Source organism: Pararhizobium sp. IMCC21322, from assembly GCF_030758295.1.
In the GTDB taxonomy this organism is placed as follows: Bacteria; Pseudomonadota; Alphaproteobacteria; order Rhizobiales.
On sequence record NZ_CP132335.1, the window covers coordinates 2205376 to 2220194 of the forward strand.

Genomic DNA, 14819 nt, shown 5'->3' on the forward strand with positions numbered 1-14819 from the left:
TCTGCTTTCGGCGGAACATAATGAAAAAATCAGAGATCAAGCGTTTAGACTTTGACTTTCAACAATACCTCAGACTGGAGCATTGAAATGGGTTATGCTGCCGGGACCTTGCAAAAGTTCAGGTCCACATAGAGATGACACGCAAGACTCAAACCGAGATGCAAGCGATATGCAGCCCTCCGCCTCAAAGGTCGTAAGTGATGAAGCTTTTGAAGCCCTGGTGCGTGATAACCTTACGTGGATCCTGCGTTTGGCGGAGGGTATTCTAAACGACGCTGCACTGGCCGAAGATGCGGCGCAATACGCATTTATCAAAATTCATCAAGGGCTTGGCCAATTTGAAGGTCGCTCAACGTTAAAGACCTGGATGCACCGAATTGTCGTAAACGAAGCACTGATGCTTTTGCGTAAAAACAAACAGCGTGCGGAAATCATTATCGAGGCGATGTTGCCCGTGTTTGACAAAAATGGTTGTCGGATCGCGGACGGATCGATCACGCGTGAGACCGGTGAGACAATATTGACTACAAAGCAAACCAGCCTTGAAGTACGCCGATTGATCGCGGAATTGCCAGACGGATATCGAATCGTTTTACAGTTGCGAGACATTGAAGAGATGACAACTGCCCAGGTCGCTTTAATTTTGGATCTTAGCGAGGCGAACATAAAAGTACGATTGCATCGCGCGCGCGCAGCCCTAAAAAAAGGGCTTGAACCATTGTTTTTAGGGGGGGCGTTTTGACCAGCCGAATAGATACGATGCGACGCAAGATTCACGGTGTCATGTTCAAATTGCCCGGAATGATTACTTGCGTGCAATTCGAGGACTTTATCCTAGCATATCTGGACGACGAACTGCCCCCAATTCAGCGCAGGATTTTCCTGCTGCACCTGATGGTTTGCCGTGAATGCAAACGCTATCTTGAGGCGTATCAGCGTGCGATGGATGCCGTGAGCGAGATGTCCGATGCGGATAAGGCGGGCTTGGCCGAAGTACCCGAAGACCTTGTTCAAGCAATTCTTGCCGCCAAACAGCCTTAGGGCGCGCATCCCTTTAGTGTAGCACATGTGATTGTGTAACCAATTCGGCAGCCGTTGCATTCAACTTTTGCCAGGTCCCCTTGTCGGGGAGGCGGTTGGGGCGTCCGTCGGCCGTAGGTTCTTACGCGCAAAGCCACCAATTTGACATCGGATTTGTATGAAAGTGCCGGGCATTGACCTTGTTGGCGTTGCCTAACTGAGTGCTACTCTAACAGGTGGGAATGGTTTTTTCTCTGCGTTCGTCCCTGGATTAGCATTTTGTGGTTCGTCCCTTGGCGATCTTCATTGCGTTAGTGGGAACCGATGCATCCGTGCTGACCTGCATATTCTTTGGCTGGTTTGATCCGCGCAGCCTTGCGAGTGCGTTATTCGCCTGCTGATCGTCGAACAGATTACACATGAGTACGCAGACCAGATCTTGCATATTGCGATCTACGCGGTCTGGATTAGCGCACTTTTGCATGGCCTGAGTGCCGCACCACTTGAGCGGTGGTATGGGAACAAGACATCACAGATGCACTCGTTCTCCAAAACCCGAGACATCGAGAATTCGGCGCGTCCTGTCATCACCAATGACAGGTGATGAAAGAATTTTTCACTTTATTTGTAACCATTCACCAATTCGGCGCATCAAATATTTTCGCATGAATATATGGAAATCTCGAAAACAGAACTTAAAAAAGGACGGAAATATGAAGAACGGAGCATTGGCGGGATTGGCCGCAACGGCGGTATTATCGGTTTTGATGATCATGAAATCGATCATGGGCATCATGCCGCAATTCAACGTGATTGCTGACTGGGTCGCAGTCTTGGCAAAATTTGGGCTGCCCGCATCTATGGCGTTGGGTTGGATCGCGCATATCGCACTTGGAGCCGTTTTCGGCGTTGGTTTTTCCCAAGTGCGGTCAATGCTTCCCGCCTCAGATATTGTGGCCGGGATCGCATTTGGTGTGGTCGCATGGCTTGGGATGATGATCTTTTTTATGCCGCTTGCAGGAAATGGTGTCTTTGGCATGAATATCGGAATGATGGTGCCCGTAATGACCTTGATATTGCACGTCGTCTTCGGGGCAGTTTTAGGTTTTGTATTTCGGAAGCTGAACGCCACCATCTAATCATCGCACCTGCGCCGGCGTTTCGTTTGCGTCGGTGTGGACCCCATCACATACTGGAGACTTCGCGCGATGAGACGTTATTTTGACGACTTGATAATGACCAATTTATATCTCTTCACGACCGCATTTATCTTTTTGATAGGGCTTGGTGTGTTGGCCATTGTCGTGATGTTCTTCATCGACATCACACAAAACAAGGACGTTGTGCGCAGGAATTACCCAGTGGTGGGTCGGTTTCGATCATTTTTCACGACACTTGGTGAGTTTTTTCGCCAATACTTCTTTGCTATGGACCGCGAAGAAATGCCATTTAATCGTGCTGAACGCGATTGGATTGGGCGGGCCGCAAAGGATGACGATAACACCTTGGCGTTCGGATCCAGTAAGGTTCTGACTGTTCCAGGTACAGCGATTTTCGTGAACTGCCCTTTTCCAACCTTGGACGACGATGCGATAAAGGTTCAGCCTTTGCGGATTGGAGCGGGATGCGCCAAGCCCTACGACGCGCATTCATTTTTCAACATCTCGGCGATGAGTTACGGCGCATTGTCGACACCTGCCGTCAAAGCCCTGTCCGCTGGTGCAAAGATGGCCGGATGCTGGATGAACACTGGCGAAGGCGGACTGTCGCCGTATCTCCTTGAAGGGGGCGCTGATATCATCTTCCAGATTGGCACTGCCAAATACGGTGTACGCGACGATAGCGGCATTCTATGTGATGACAAACTGCGTGAGATCGCAGCGCATGAACAGGTTAAAATGTTTGAGCTCAAGATGAGCCAAGGCGCCAAGCCCGGCAAGGGTGGTATATTACCCGGCATGAAAGTTACGGCCCAGATTGCCGAAATTCGTGGTATCCCGGAAGGCGAGGATTCGATATCGCCAAACCGCCATCCTGAAATCAAAGATGCGGCGTCTATGCTCGATATGATCAACCATATCCGCGATGTCACGGGGAAACCTGTCGGCTTTAAGGCCGTCGTAGGAAGTTATGGCTGGTTGTCCGATCTGGCGATTGAAATTCACAGTCGTGGTATTCAGTCCGCGCCTGATTTCATAACGGTCGACAGTGGCGATGGTGGCACGGGTGCAGCACCGATGCCGCTGATGGACAATGTGGGGCTGGTCGTCAGGGAGTCCTTGCCGCTTGTGGTTGATATCCTGACGGAATACGGACTGCGGGAGCGGATCAAAGTTATTGCATCAGGTAAGCTGGTTACACCTTCGGAAGTCGCATGGGCCCTGGCGACGGGTGCGGACTTCATCAATTCCGCGCGCGGCTTCATGTTCTCGCTGGGCTGTATTCAATCGCTGAAATGCAACAAAAACACCTGTCCGACAGGGATCACGACCCACAATAAACGGTTGCAGAGGGGGCTGGACCCGGCATCAAAGTCGGTCAAGGTTGCTAATTTCTGCAAGAATCTTGTGCACGAGGTCGAAATGATATCCCACTCGTGCGGGGTCGGCAGACCACGGCTACTAAAGCGTAAGCATGTACGTATTGTGCTGCCAGATGGAATATCTGTCCCTATGGACGAGCGTTATCCATATAAGGACATCTTGCCTGAGTACGCGCCCAAAACCGCCGCTGAATAGGCTAAGCGAAGCAGCGAGCCGACAGGCTGTAACCAAAGGACCACCCGAATATGACTGATCAAAAACCCCAGACCATCAAGGCTTCCGATCTGTTCGTCAAAGCCTTGGAAGCCGAAGGCGTCGAGCAGATTTTTGCAGTTCCGGGTGAAGAAAACCTTGATCTCGTGGAATCGTTGAGAACCTCCAGCATCGATTTGATCTTGACGCGCCATGAACAAGGCGCCGGTTTTATGGCGGCGACCTATGGGCGCCTGACGGGCAAGCCAGGCGTCTGTATGGCGACCCTTGGGCCCGGTGCGACCAATCTCGCAACGCCCGCAGCCTACGCACATCTCGGTGGTTTTCCGTTGATAATGATAACGGGCCAAAAACCAATCAAAACGTCGAAGCAGGGCCAGTTCCAGATCATTGATATCGTCAGTCTTTTCGAGCCCATTTGCAAAATGTCCAAACAAATTGTTCATGGCAATGCGATCCCCGCTCTTGTGCGCGAGGCATTTCGGTTGGCAGGCGAAGAACGCCCCGGTGCAGTCTTGCTTGAACTTCCAGAGGATATTGCCGAAGAGTGCTGCGATGTTCCCGTCATTGCGCCTCACACACGTTATTATGCTGAAGCAGGCGATGCAGTTATCGCAGATGCGGTGGACTTGATTAAGAAGGCAAAGATGCCGTTGGTTCTGTTGGGTGCGGGTGCAAACCGTAAAGATGCACGCAGCGCAATCTCAGACTTTATTGACACTACGGGTATCCCTTTCTTTGTTACCCAAATGGGTAAGGGCGTCGTGGACGAGCGGTCTGAATTGTTCCTTGGTACAGCGGCTTTGTCTGACAATGATTATTTACATTGCGCCATCGATCGATCTGATTTGATCATTAATTTTGGACATGATGTCGTAGAAAAACCACCCTTTTTCATGGAGGCGGGCGGTAAAAAAGTCATTCACGTCAATTATAAGTCTGCGCAAGTCGACCAAGTCTATTTTCCGCAAGTCGAGGTGGTTGGCGATCTTGCATCATCAGTGAAAAAGCTTCGCGATACGCTGGATGATACGTTGGATTTTGACATTTCATATTTCAAGATCATCAAGGCCGAGGTCGAAAAACACCTAGCGGAGGGGGTTGATGATTCCCGTTTTCCTGTCACGCCACAGCGCTTCGTCGCGGATACACGTAAGGCGATGGGCGACGGGGACATCATCGCACTCGATAACGGAATTTACAAACTTTGGTATGCCCGAAACTATAAAGCGTATGAGCCCAACACCGTGCTTTTGGATAACGCCCTTGCCACGATGGGGGCGGGCCTACCGTCAGCCATGGCAGCCGCATTCTTGTATTCTGAACGACGTGTTATGGCGATTTGCGGTGACGGTGGCTTCATGATGAACAGTCAGGAACTTGAGACTGCAATCCGTTTGAAATTAAATCTCGTTGTTACTGTGCTGAACGACAGTTCCTATGGAATGATCCGCTGGAAACAAACGGCATCAGGGTTTGAGGATTGGGGGCTGGAATTCGGCAACCCTGATTTTGTGAAATATGCGGAAAGCTACGGCGCGACGGGTCACCGGATTGAGGCTGCTGATGATCTGATCCCGACATTTGAGGCGGCGTTCAAGGCTGGTGGCGTCCATGTGATCGATTTGCCTGTTGATTATTCCGAAAACCAAAAGGTTTTGATCGATGAACTTGCGGCAAAAGCGTGCCTGCTATGAGCACTCCAAAAACCTTGGAAGTTGTGAATCCGTTTGACCTTAAGGCTATCGGCGCGGTGCCACTGAAACAATGGGAAGAGATTGATGGATATCTGACAAATGCGGTTCAACTTCATGCGAACCAAAGAAACTGGCTGCCTGCGCATCAGAGGATCGACATCCTCAGGAAAACGGGCGACCTCATGCAAGCTCGTACTGAAGAACTGGCTTTTCAAATCGCAAATGAGGGCGGCAAGCCTTTGGTGGATGCTCGCATCGAAGTCATCCGTGCAATCGACGGGGTCGGTTTGTGTATCGGTGAAATGGCAAGCTTGGCTGGCAAACAAATCCCGATGGATTGGACGCAGGCCGGCGCAGGCCGCCTTGCCTTCACCCAGCGGGAACCAATCGGACCCGTAGTTGCAATTTCGGCCTTCAACCATCCGCTGAACCTGATCGTGCATCAGGTTGCACCCGCCGTTGCAACGGGCTGTCCGGTCCTTATTAAACCAGCGGATGACACGCCACTGTCATGCAAGACCTTCGTCGATATCCTGTACGAGGCGGGCCTGCCAGAAGAATGGTGCCGCTTTGTGCCCTGCGATATTCCGACTGCCGAACAGATGGTTATTGATCCACGGGTTGCATTCTTTAGTTTCATTGGTTCTGGCAAGGTAGGTTGGATGCTGCGCTCAAAGGTTGCGCCAGGCACGCGCTGCGCGTTGGAACATGGAGGTGCCGCGCCAGTAATTGTCGACAGCAGTGCCGATATCGATGCGATGATCCCTGACCTTGTGAAGGGAGGGTTCTATCATTCCGGTCAGGTCTGTGTGTCAGTTCAGCGTGTCTTTGCACCGAAGGATATCGCCGATGACATTGCTGGCTTGTTGGCTGATGCCGCGTCGAAACTTGTCGTAGGTAACGCTATCGAGGAGGACACCAACGCTGGTCCATTGATCCGACCACCTGAGGTGGATCGCGTGGCCCAATGGGTGACTGAGGCCAAAGAAGCGGGTGCGAGCGTCGTAACTGGTGGCGAGAAGTTGAGTCGGACAACCTACGCTCCAACGATCCTGCTACGTCCGCCGCACAAAGCCAAAGTCTCATGCCAGGAGATTTTTGGCCCCGTCGTGTGCGTCTACGAATATGACACGGTCAGCGCTGCGGTGCGGCAGGCAAACGCCTTACCATTTGCGTTTCAAGCGGCGGTGTATTCTCAAAACCTTGATATGGCGATGCAGGCAGTCCAGCAACTGAATGCGACCGCCGTGATGGTTAACGATCATACGGCATTTCGCGTTGACTGGATGCCATTCGCTGGGCGCAAGCAATCGGGATACGGCACGGGCGGTATCGGCTACACAATGCAAGACATGACGCAAGAAAAGATGGCCGTGATCAACCTCTGAGCGATGTTATCCGCGATGGGCTTGGAAGCTGCAATTGGTATAGATACAAGGCATTGGCTGCATGACATCCAGGATGCCAAATTCAGGAAAACTGGCAGGAGATATGATAAGACAATTGGGCCGATTAGATTAGATGTTGTAAGAAGCAATCATCAATGGGCTTGCGTCCAAGCTCAACTTTGCCCGTACTGCCAGCCTTGGCCAGCTCAGTTCACACCGCGCATCGCAACATCAATCGTGTAGACAGATGTTGTCGCCGTAATCATCATCTGGCTGCCGCTGCGTCCGCCAAAGGTCAGATTTGCTGCAACTTCAGGCACAAGAATTGAGCCAAGGGCCACCCCCTGCGGATTAAAACACTCAACGCCAATGGCGCTGCTGGTCCAGATATTGCCATCCACATCAATGCGCATACCATCCGGCACACCTTTTTCAATATCGATCAGCACGTCTCCGCCGGTTAACGCAGAGCCATCACAGTGAAACGCACGAATATGGTGTGGGCCGTCCGGATCATGCGAGCGGCCGGAATCCGCGATATAAAGAACACTCTCGTCTGGTGAGAATGCCAGACCGTTTGGCTTTACAAAATCATCAACAACAATTGTGGTCTCAAACGTCTTCGGATCAACACGGAACACGTAGCACCCGCCCTGTTCCTGGGGGGCGATTTTGCCCTCATGATCACTGATGATCCCGTAAGGCGGATCAGTGAACCAGATTGAGCCGTCAGATTTGATGACAACGTCGTTGGGTGAATTCAGTCGCTTTCCGTCATGGCTGTCGGCAAGCACCGTCAGACTGCCATCATGTTCGGTGCGGGTAACGCGCCGCGTCAAATGCTCACAGGAAACAAGCCGTCCTTCAAGATCGCGTGTATGACCATTGCAGTAATTGGACTCGTTATCATAAACGCGGGCACCACAACCTTCGGTCCATTGCATGACCAGATGGTTGGGAATATCACTCCACAGATAATAATCGCCGTGAGGGAAATAAACGGGACCTTCAGCCCACACAAATCCGCTGTGAATCTTTTCCAGTGGTGCATCCGCTTTGATCAGGTCTTTGAACCGTGGATCATGAATAACTAAGTGATCTGACATAGACTCCCCCTATATTATATCCCAACCGGATAAATCTGAATGCGCTACAAAACAAGGTGCGCGTGGCAACATATCCTGCGCATATGCACACAATGGATGCGGAAATCCGTGGTTGGCAGCGCGGAAAACTGAAGCTGATAGCAGAACCCGGCGACTTTCCTCTTGGGTGAGCCATGCCCTACACTGCAGCAAATCGGAGTTGATAGATGCAAACACGGGTCGACCACACTCTGGACCATTACCTGGCCATTTCCCGTGCTGTGGCCGGGCAGATGGACTTTAAAGCTGTGCTGCATCAGATCGCCGGAGAAGTGCAGAACATAGTGCCTTACGACCACATGGACGTGGTCATCATCTCTCCAGACAATACCGATTGCCATGTGTCGGTCGAGGTTGGCGTTGCAACCAAATGGGGCGATGATGATGAGTCCCGGCCAATCATGGAAAGTCCGATCCGGGACTTGCTCACCGGTGATCTGGATTACATCCTGTCAGGCGATGCGTGGGAAGATCCGAGCTTCCACATCACGGGTCATTTTTCAGCACCGATTTTTGAAGCGGACCTGCATTCCAGAATCCATGTGCCACTGCTGGTTCATGGCAAAATTCATGGGTCCCTGAACATTTCAAGGCACAAGAAAAATGCCTATGATGAAGACGATCTGGCCGCCGCAAAGAACATTGCAGATTTGATTTCACCCTATTTCTATGCGCTTTCCATGGGAGAACGCGCACGAAAACTGGCCTTGTCAGAAGGGTCTGCACGCGGGCGGGAAGAAACGCTACGGTCAGGCGCTCTGCGGCTCACGGAAGGAATGGAATATCAGCGCAAGCGCCTGGGAATGGAGTTGCATGATCAAACATTGGGTGATCTGTCCCGCATCTATCGGCAGATGACCACGCTTTCACGGCGCAGCAAAGTAACCGCCGCGGAAATTGCGGGCATCGGCGATGCAATTGGGCAATGCATGGGGGAGTTGCGCCGGATTATCGAGAACGCAAAGCCAGGTGTACTGGACCTGTTTGGATTGCAACAGGCCATCGAGGCGCAGCTGGCGCAGACGGTAGAGGGCATTGTCCCAAAGATCGCTTATTCGGTGAGTGATGAAACAGAAGGTGCGCTGGACCACGCGCCGGAAATGCTGCGCACATCCGTTTTTCGTGTCTGTCAGGAGGCGGTGAATAATGCCGTTTACCATGGCCATTGCCGCAATTTGAACGTTGCCATTGTCAAAAATGGCGACAGTATCGATGTCTCGATTTCCAATGATGGTGTCAAGCCACCGGTCAACTGGGCGCAATCGACACGGGGCATTGACAACATGCGCGTGCGCGCTGCCCTGATCTCTGGAAAAATTTCCTTTGAACGCATGGACGGTCTGACGGTCATCCGTTTGACAGTGCCCGGATCATATAGCGTAAATCCTGTACCGCAGCTTCTAACGGAGGCCTCCTGATGAATTTACTTATTGCTGAAGACGACCCGTTCCACCGGTCATTTCTGCGGACAATTGTCTCCAGGGCGCTGCCGGATTGTGAAGAAATCTTTGAGGCGGTTGATGGGGAAGAGGCACTGGATTGTGTAAAGCGTGAGACCATTGGCGGCGTGGTGATGGATTTGCAGATGCCGAAAGCCAGCGGCGTGGCTGCGGCCAGCGGCATTTGGCATCACAACCCCACAATGCGCATTCTGTTCTGGTCCAACTATGCTGATGAAGCCTATGTTCGTGGCATCTCCCGCATTGTGCCAGCCGATGCCGTGTATGGATATTTGCTGAAAACGGCCTCCGAACACCGGCTCGAATTGGCGGTTCAGGGTGTGTTTCAGGAAGATCAATGCGTTGTTGATCGGGAAGTGCGCGGCGTTCAGCAACGCAGCCAGAACATACATGAAGGTCTGAGTGATGCAGAATTTGAAGTTCTGCGTGATATTGCGTTGGGCATGACCGATAAGGCGATCGCTGCCCGCAGGTCCATTTCCACCCGTGGCGTCCAGAGTCGTCTCAAAAGCCTATATGATAAAATGGGCATTGATCCCACCCCAATTACAAAGGAAATCGGCCCTGCCTTTAACTCCCGAACAAGGGCTGTCGCAGTGGCGGTGGCGCGCGGATTGCTGAACGCTGAAGGGCTCGCGATTGACGAGGAGCGCTACAAGGCGTGGCTTGATAAGGTCGGACTCTAGATTTGCCTGCGCCTGAGACTTGCGGAGACCCGCAAGTTTGGCGGTGCATATACGAAGTTGAAATCGCCTGAACCACGCAGACTGTTGGGCTTGTCCGAGGATATTTCATTAGGGTAAGCTTAGCTTCCCGACCGGGTAACACATGTCTAGAGCCGGGGTTGAGGCCACGCAAAGCCGTGGTGCGTTAGAATATCGCTAAAAATCAAGAAGCCGAAAACGGCTCAAGTTTTTGTCAACGGAGGAAAATATGAAATTTACCAAAGTAACTGTCGCTGGTGCAGCGCTTGCCTGCCTTCTTAGTTCTGTCGCAGTGCCTGCTTTTGCAGATACTACCGACAAAAAGATAGCTCTATCCAATAATTATGCTGGTAATTCATGGCGTCAGGCCATGCTGACCAGCTGGGAAACTGTCGCCGGACAGGCTGCAACTGACGGCGTTGTCGCCGCAGCTGATGCCTTCACAACGGCTGAAAATCAGGTCACCGAACAGGCGGCTCAAATTCAGAACCTCATTCTGCAGGGCTATGATGCAATTGTCATCAACGCAGCCTCACCGGAAGGGCTGAATGGCGCTGTGAAAGAGGCCTGTGATGCGGGTCTTGTTGTGGTTTCATTTGACGGTATCGTCACTGAGCCATGTGCATGGCGCATCGCCGTTGATTTCCATCAGATGGGCAAAATCCAGGTTGAGTATCTCGCTGGACGCCTGCCGGATGGTGGCAATCTTCTGGAGATCAGAGGGCTTGCTGGCGTCTTTGTGGATGATGAGATTTCAGGTGGCATCCACGAAGGTGTAGCTGAAAACGCGAAGTTCTCCATCGAAGGTTCGGTCCATGGTGACTGGGCGCAGGATGTGGCTCAAAAAGCTGTTGCTGGCATTCTGCCAAGCCTGTCCGACATCAAAGGTGTCGTGACGCAGGGCGGTGATGGCTATGGTGCTTCGCAGGCTTTCAAAGCCGCTGGTCGTGACATGCCGATCATCGTAATGGGCAACCGTCATGATGAATTGTCCTGGTGGAAAGAGCAGAAAGACGCGAATGGTTATGAAACCATGTCAGTGTCCATTGCTCCGGGTGTTTCGACACTCGCATTCTGGGTTGCCCAGCAAATTCTGGATGGTAAGGACGTGCCTAAAGACCTGACTGTTCCATTCCTGTCGATCTCTCAGGACACTTTGGAAACAAGCCTGGAGACGACACAGGCTGGCGGTGTTGCCAATGTGGAATACTCTCAGGAAGAAGCGCAGGGTGTCATTGCCGGCGCAATGTAACTGCTGTCTCGTTTGACAGGGTTTACTAAATGATCAACGACCTCCCAGTCGTAGACGTTCACGGCGTCGGAAAATCTTTCGGTGCCGTGAACGCCCTCCAGGACGCTCATCTTGTGGTCCAGCCCGGCGAATGCGTCGGATTGGTGGGCCACAATGGAGCAGGAAAATCCACCTTAATGAACATACTATCCGGCGTGTTGTCGCCGGATACAGGCACGATAAGCTTTGCAGGTCACGCCATCACGGCGCGCTATGGCGTAAGCGAGGCCAAGCAGTTTGGTCTGCGCTGTGTCTTTCAGGAATTGTCTCTTTGTCCCAATCTGACGGTTGCGGAAAATGCCCGTATCACCCATCCCCAAATTCGCAGCTTCGGCTGGCGCAAACGCGCCTCCGAGCTCATAACCAAATGGCTGGATGAGATTTTCCCCGACAACGGCATCAAGGGCGATGATGTGGTCGGCGATCTGACGATTGCCCGCCGCCAGATGGTCGAGATATCCCGTGCCTTTTCATCATTGGATGAACAAGTGCGTCTGGTCATACTCGACGAGCCCACATCATCTCTCGACAAGATTTCAGCAGATCAATTGCTGGCCTTCGTGAAAAAATTCACAGCACAGGGCGGAAGTGTCATTCTGATCTCGCATATGTTGAGGGAAGTCCTGGGCACATCCGACCGTATCGTGGTCATGCGCGACGGCACCATGGTGGCAGATGATGCTACATCAAATTTTGATCGCGACCGTCTGGTGCGCGAAATGGGGTCTGTTCTGGCCGAAGATGCGGAAGAGACGCGCGCCGAGACTGCGCGCGCCAACACGGCCAGGGTCATTCAAATTCCCGCAAAAAACGGAATTGAGCTGAACGTTTTTCAGGGTGAAATCGTAGGCTTTGCAGGCATTGCCGGGCAGGGACAAACTGAAAAATTGATCCAGATATTTGACGCATCAAATGGCAAGGTCAATGCAGTTAACATTGATAATGTTGCCGCTTTTGTGGCCGGCGACCGCCAGGCCGCAGGTGTTTTTCCCGGCTGGTCAATTGAGAAAAACATTTCAATAGCCTCGGTGCGCATGATGGTGCAGCGCTATCTCATCGACCCATTGCAGGAAATCAGTATTTCCAATGAATGGAAAGAGCGCCTTGGTATTCGTACGGACGATCTGTCGAACAACATTCTGTCGCTTTCGGGCGGCAACCAGCAGAAGGTTCTGTTTGCACGTGCGCTTGGCTCTCCTGCACAGATTGTGCTGATGGACGACCCAATGCGCGGCGTCGATATCGGCACAAAGCAGGATGTCTATGCAATCCTGAAACAGGAAGCGGAAAACGGGCGCACATTCGTCTGGTACACCACGGAAATGGATGAGTTGAAACACTGCGATTATGTTTATGTCTTCCGCGACGGCGAGGCTGTGGCTGAATTGCCAAGTCACAAAGTGACTGAGGCCAGCATTCTGAATGCATCATTTGATCCAGCGACGGCTGCCTGATGTCCAGATACATCACAGCCAATATGATGCGTACATTGCTGCCCGCTTTATCACTGGCGGCAATTCTGGTCGCAATCTTTTATCTGCAGCCGCGTACCATGAGTTATTTCGGGTTGAATCTTCTGCTCAATCTTGCGGTGCCAATTGCTCTGGCAACCATCGCCCAGATGTTCATCCTGTGTGTCAATGATCTTGATCTATCACTTGGCGCTTTCGTCAGCCTGACAGCCTGCATCACAGCAACATGGTTGTACGACACACCTGTGCTGGGCGTATTGGCTCTGGCAGGCTGCATATTGGCCTATGCGGCGCTGGGCGCGCTGATCCATCTGCGGAACTTGCCATCCATTGTCGTGACCCTTGGCATGTCCTTTGTCTGGGTGGGCATTGCTGTGCTCATTCTGCCGACACCGGGCGGTAAGGCACCGGAGTGGATCCGGGCGCTGATGACCTTGAAACCTGCCTTGATTCCGTTTCCCATCATTGCGGTGGTAGTCCTTGGAATTGTTGTTCATTTCGGCTTGATGAAGTCCGCTGCCGGAGTTGTCTTGCGCGGGGCTGGTGGCAATCCATTGTCAGTGGAACGGGCAGGGTGGTCACTGCTGAAAGTCAAGGTCACAATGTATGCGATATCTGGCTTTTTCGGAGTGCTGTCCGGCATGGCGCTGGTGGGCCTGACGACCTCTGCCGATGCCAATATCGCCGAGCGTTACACCTTGCTCAGTATTGCCGGGGCTATTCTGGGTGGTAGTGAATTTGTTGGTGGGCGTGTGTCGCCAATCGGAGCGGTGATCGGCGCTGTTACATTGTTGTTGACAGGGTCCTTCCTGTCCTTTCTGCGGCTCAATCCAGACTGGCAGATTGGCGCACAAGGTGCGATCCTTATCCTTGTTCTGGCCATGCGAATGCTGATCAACAGATCGGACAAGCGCTCATGAACCTGACCGAGAAACCATGGATATGGGCCTGGCTTGGCACCGTCTCAATCTGGTTGGTGATTGCCTCCATTTCCGGTCTGTCCGCCGGGACAGAAGTCCTCACCGCTGCTGCATCCTTCGGAACGTTTTTCGTGTTGGTCGCCATCGGCCAGATGTTTGTCGTGACCCTTGGTCCGGGCAACGTGGATCTGTCGATACCCGCCTGTATGACACTGGCCAGTACCGTCGCGATGAAAGTGATGAATGGCTCTGAAGCCATGCTGATTCCGGGTTTTCTGATTGTCATTGCAATCGGGCTGACCATTGGTGCCTTCAATTTTGCGCTGATTATCCTGCTGCGCATCCCGCCGATCATCGCAACCCTGTCGTCCAGCTTTCTCTATCTGTCGACGGCGATCTGGTACAATCGCGGTTTGCGCGTGAAACCACCTGAGGCACTGGCCGAGTTTGCGACCGGAAAAATTGGTGTGGTTCCGATGCTGGCCATCGCCGTACTGGTGCTGACGGTCTTCATGCATTTCGTCCTGCACCGAACCTATTTCGGCAGATCGATTCTGGCTGTTGGCCAGAATTCCAAAGCTGCACATCTTGCCGGTATTCCGGTCGAGCGCACACGTTTTATGACCTATGTCATGTGCGCTGTCCTGGCTGCAATTTGTGGCTACTTTCTGGCTGGTTTTTCCGGAGGTGCGGCATTGAACATGGGCGAGGAATATCTGCTCATGTCCATCGCGGTCGTGGTTATTGGCGGAACCTCGGTTGCAGGTGGCTTCGCTAATCTGCCAGGCCTGTGGGGCGCTGCGCTTTTCATGTTCCTGCTGGTGACGATGCTGAACACGCTGGGCCTCAGCGCAGGATATCGTCTCATTCTGACCGGGACCATCATTGTGGCAGTCATCGCGATTTCGGGCAAAAAGCGTTAAGGCGATGAAGCCAAAGTCTGGATGGTGCTACCGCAGCGTTTCA

13 protein-coding genes are annotated in these 14819 nt (G+C 52.4%); 12 read left to right on the top strand and 1 reads right to left on the bottom strand.

The genetic code is table 11. The features are described 5' to 3' along the window. Nucleotides 1-169: 169 nt before the first annotated feature. From RAL91_RS10645 to RAL91_RS10670, 6 genes are all read left to right on the top strand, one after another. Entirely contained in the window at nt 170-742 is a 573-nt protein-coding gene (locus RAL91_RS10645; protein WP_306262063.1) for an RNA polymerase sigma factor, read from the top strand. Next, nucleotides 739-1041 (top strand): anti-sigma factor, encoded by a 303-nt coding sequence (locus tag RAL91_RS10650; RefSeq protein ID WP_306262065.1) that lies wholly within the window; start codon nt 739-741, stop codon nt 1039-1041. The genes RAL91_RS10645 and RAL91_RS10650 overlap by 4 nt, the downstream gene beginning before the upstream one ends. A gap of 572 nt (nt 1042-1613) precedes the next feature. Continuing rightward, nucleotides 1614-2159: a DUF6789 family protein gene (locus tag RAL91_RS10655; RefSeq protein ID WP_306262067.1), complete on the top strand. Its 546-nt coding sequence runs from the start codon at nt 1614-1616 to the stop codon at nt 2157-2159. Between the two features lie 69 nt (nt 2160-2228). Continuing rightward, nucleotides 2229-3758, top strand: coding sequence for an FMN-binding glutamate synthase family protein (locus tag RAL91_RS10660; protein ID WP_306262069.1), 1530 nt, complete (start codon nt 2229-2231; stop codon nt 3756-3758). A 50-nt stretch (nt 3759-3808) separates the two neighbouring features. Then, nucleotides 3809-5473 carry an acetolactate synthase large subunit gene (locus tag RAL91_RS10665; protein ID WP_306262071.1) on the top strand — a complete coding sequence of 555 codons (1665 nt, stop codon included), beginning with the start codon at nt 3809-3811 and terminating at the stop codon, nt 5471-5473. Next, nucleotides 5470-6861 (top strand): aldehyde dehydrogenase family protein, encoded by a 1392-nt coding sequence (locus RAL91_RS10670; RefSeq protein WP_371932505.1) that lies wholly within the window; start codon nt 5470-5472, stop codon nt 6859-6861. Before RAL91_RS10665 ends, RAL91_RS10670 begins: the two co-directional genes overlap by 4 nt. A gap of 206 nt (nt 6862-7067) precedes the next feature. On the opposite strand, the gene RAL91_RS10675 is transcribed toward RAL91_RS10670, so the two are convergent. Beyond that, nucleotides 7068-7967, bottom strand: a complete 900-nt coding sequence (locus tag RAL91_RS10675) for an SMP-30/gluconolactonase/LRE family protein (protein WP_306262075.1) — start codon at nt 7965-7967, stop codon at nt 7068-7070. Between the two features lie 206 nt (nt 7968-8173). On the opposite strand from RAL91_RS10675, the gene RAL91_RS10680 reads away from it, so the two are divergent. From RAL91_RS10680 to RAL91_RS10705, 6 genes are all read left to right on the top strand, one after another. Continuing rightward, nucleotides 8174-9424: a GAF domain-containing protein gene (locus tag RAL91_RS10680; RefSeq protein WP_306262077.1), complete on the top strand. Its 1251-nt coding sequence runs from the start codon at nt 8174-8176 to the stop codon at nt 9422-9424. Then, complete coding sequence (locus RAL91_RS10685) at nt 9424-10152, top strand: response regulator transcription factor (RefSeq protein ID WP_306262079.1); 729 nt, start codon at nt 9424-9426, stop codon at nt 10150-10152. Before RAL91_RS10680 ends, RAL91_RS10685 begins: the two co-directional genes overlap by 1 nt. Nucleotides 10153-10399: 247 nt before the next feature. Further along, nucleotides 10400-11422 (top strand): ABC transporter substrate-binding protein, encoded by a 1023-nt coding sequence (locus RAL91_RS10690; protein ID WP_306262081.1) that lies wholly within the window; start codon nt 10400-10402, stop codon nt 11420-11422. Nucleotides 11423-11451: 29 nt separating this feature from the next. Then, nucleotides 11452-12915 carry a sugar ABC transporter ATP-binding protein gene (locus tag RAL91_RS10695; RefSeq protein WP_306262083.1) on the top strand — a complete coding sequence of 488 codons (1464 nt, stop codon included), beginning with the start codon at nt 11452-11454 and terminating at the stop codon, nt 12913-12915. Then, nucleotides 12915-13853, top strand: a complete 939-nt coding sequence (locus RAL91_RS10700; protein WP_306262085.1) for an ABC transporter permease — start codon at nt 12915-12917, stop codon at nt 13851-13853. Before RAL91_RS10695 ends, RAL91_RS10700 begins: the two co-directional genes overlap by 1 nt. Next, nucleotides 13850-14776 carry an ABC transporter permease gene (locus RAL91_RS10705; protein ID WP_306262087.1) on the top strand — a complete coding sequence of 309 codons (927 nt, stop codon included), beginning with the start codon at nt 13850-13852 and terminating at the stop codon, nt 14774-14776. The genes RAL91_RS10700 and RAL91_RS10705 overlap by 4 nt, the downstream gene beginning before the upstream one ends. Nucleotides 14777-14819 lie beyond the last annotated feature (43 nt).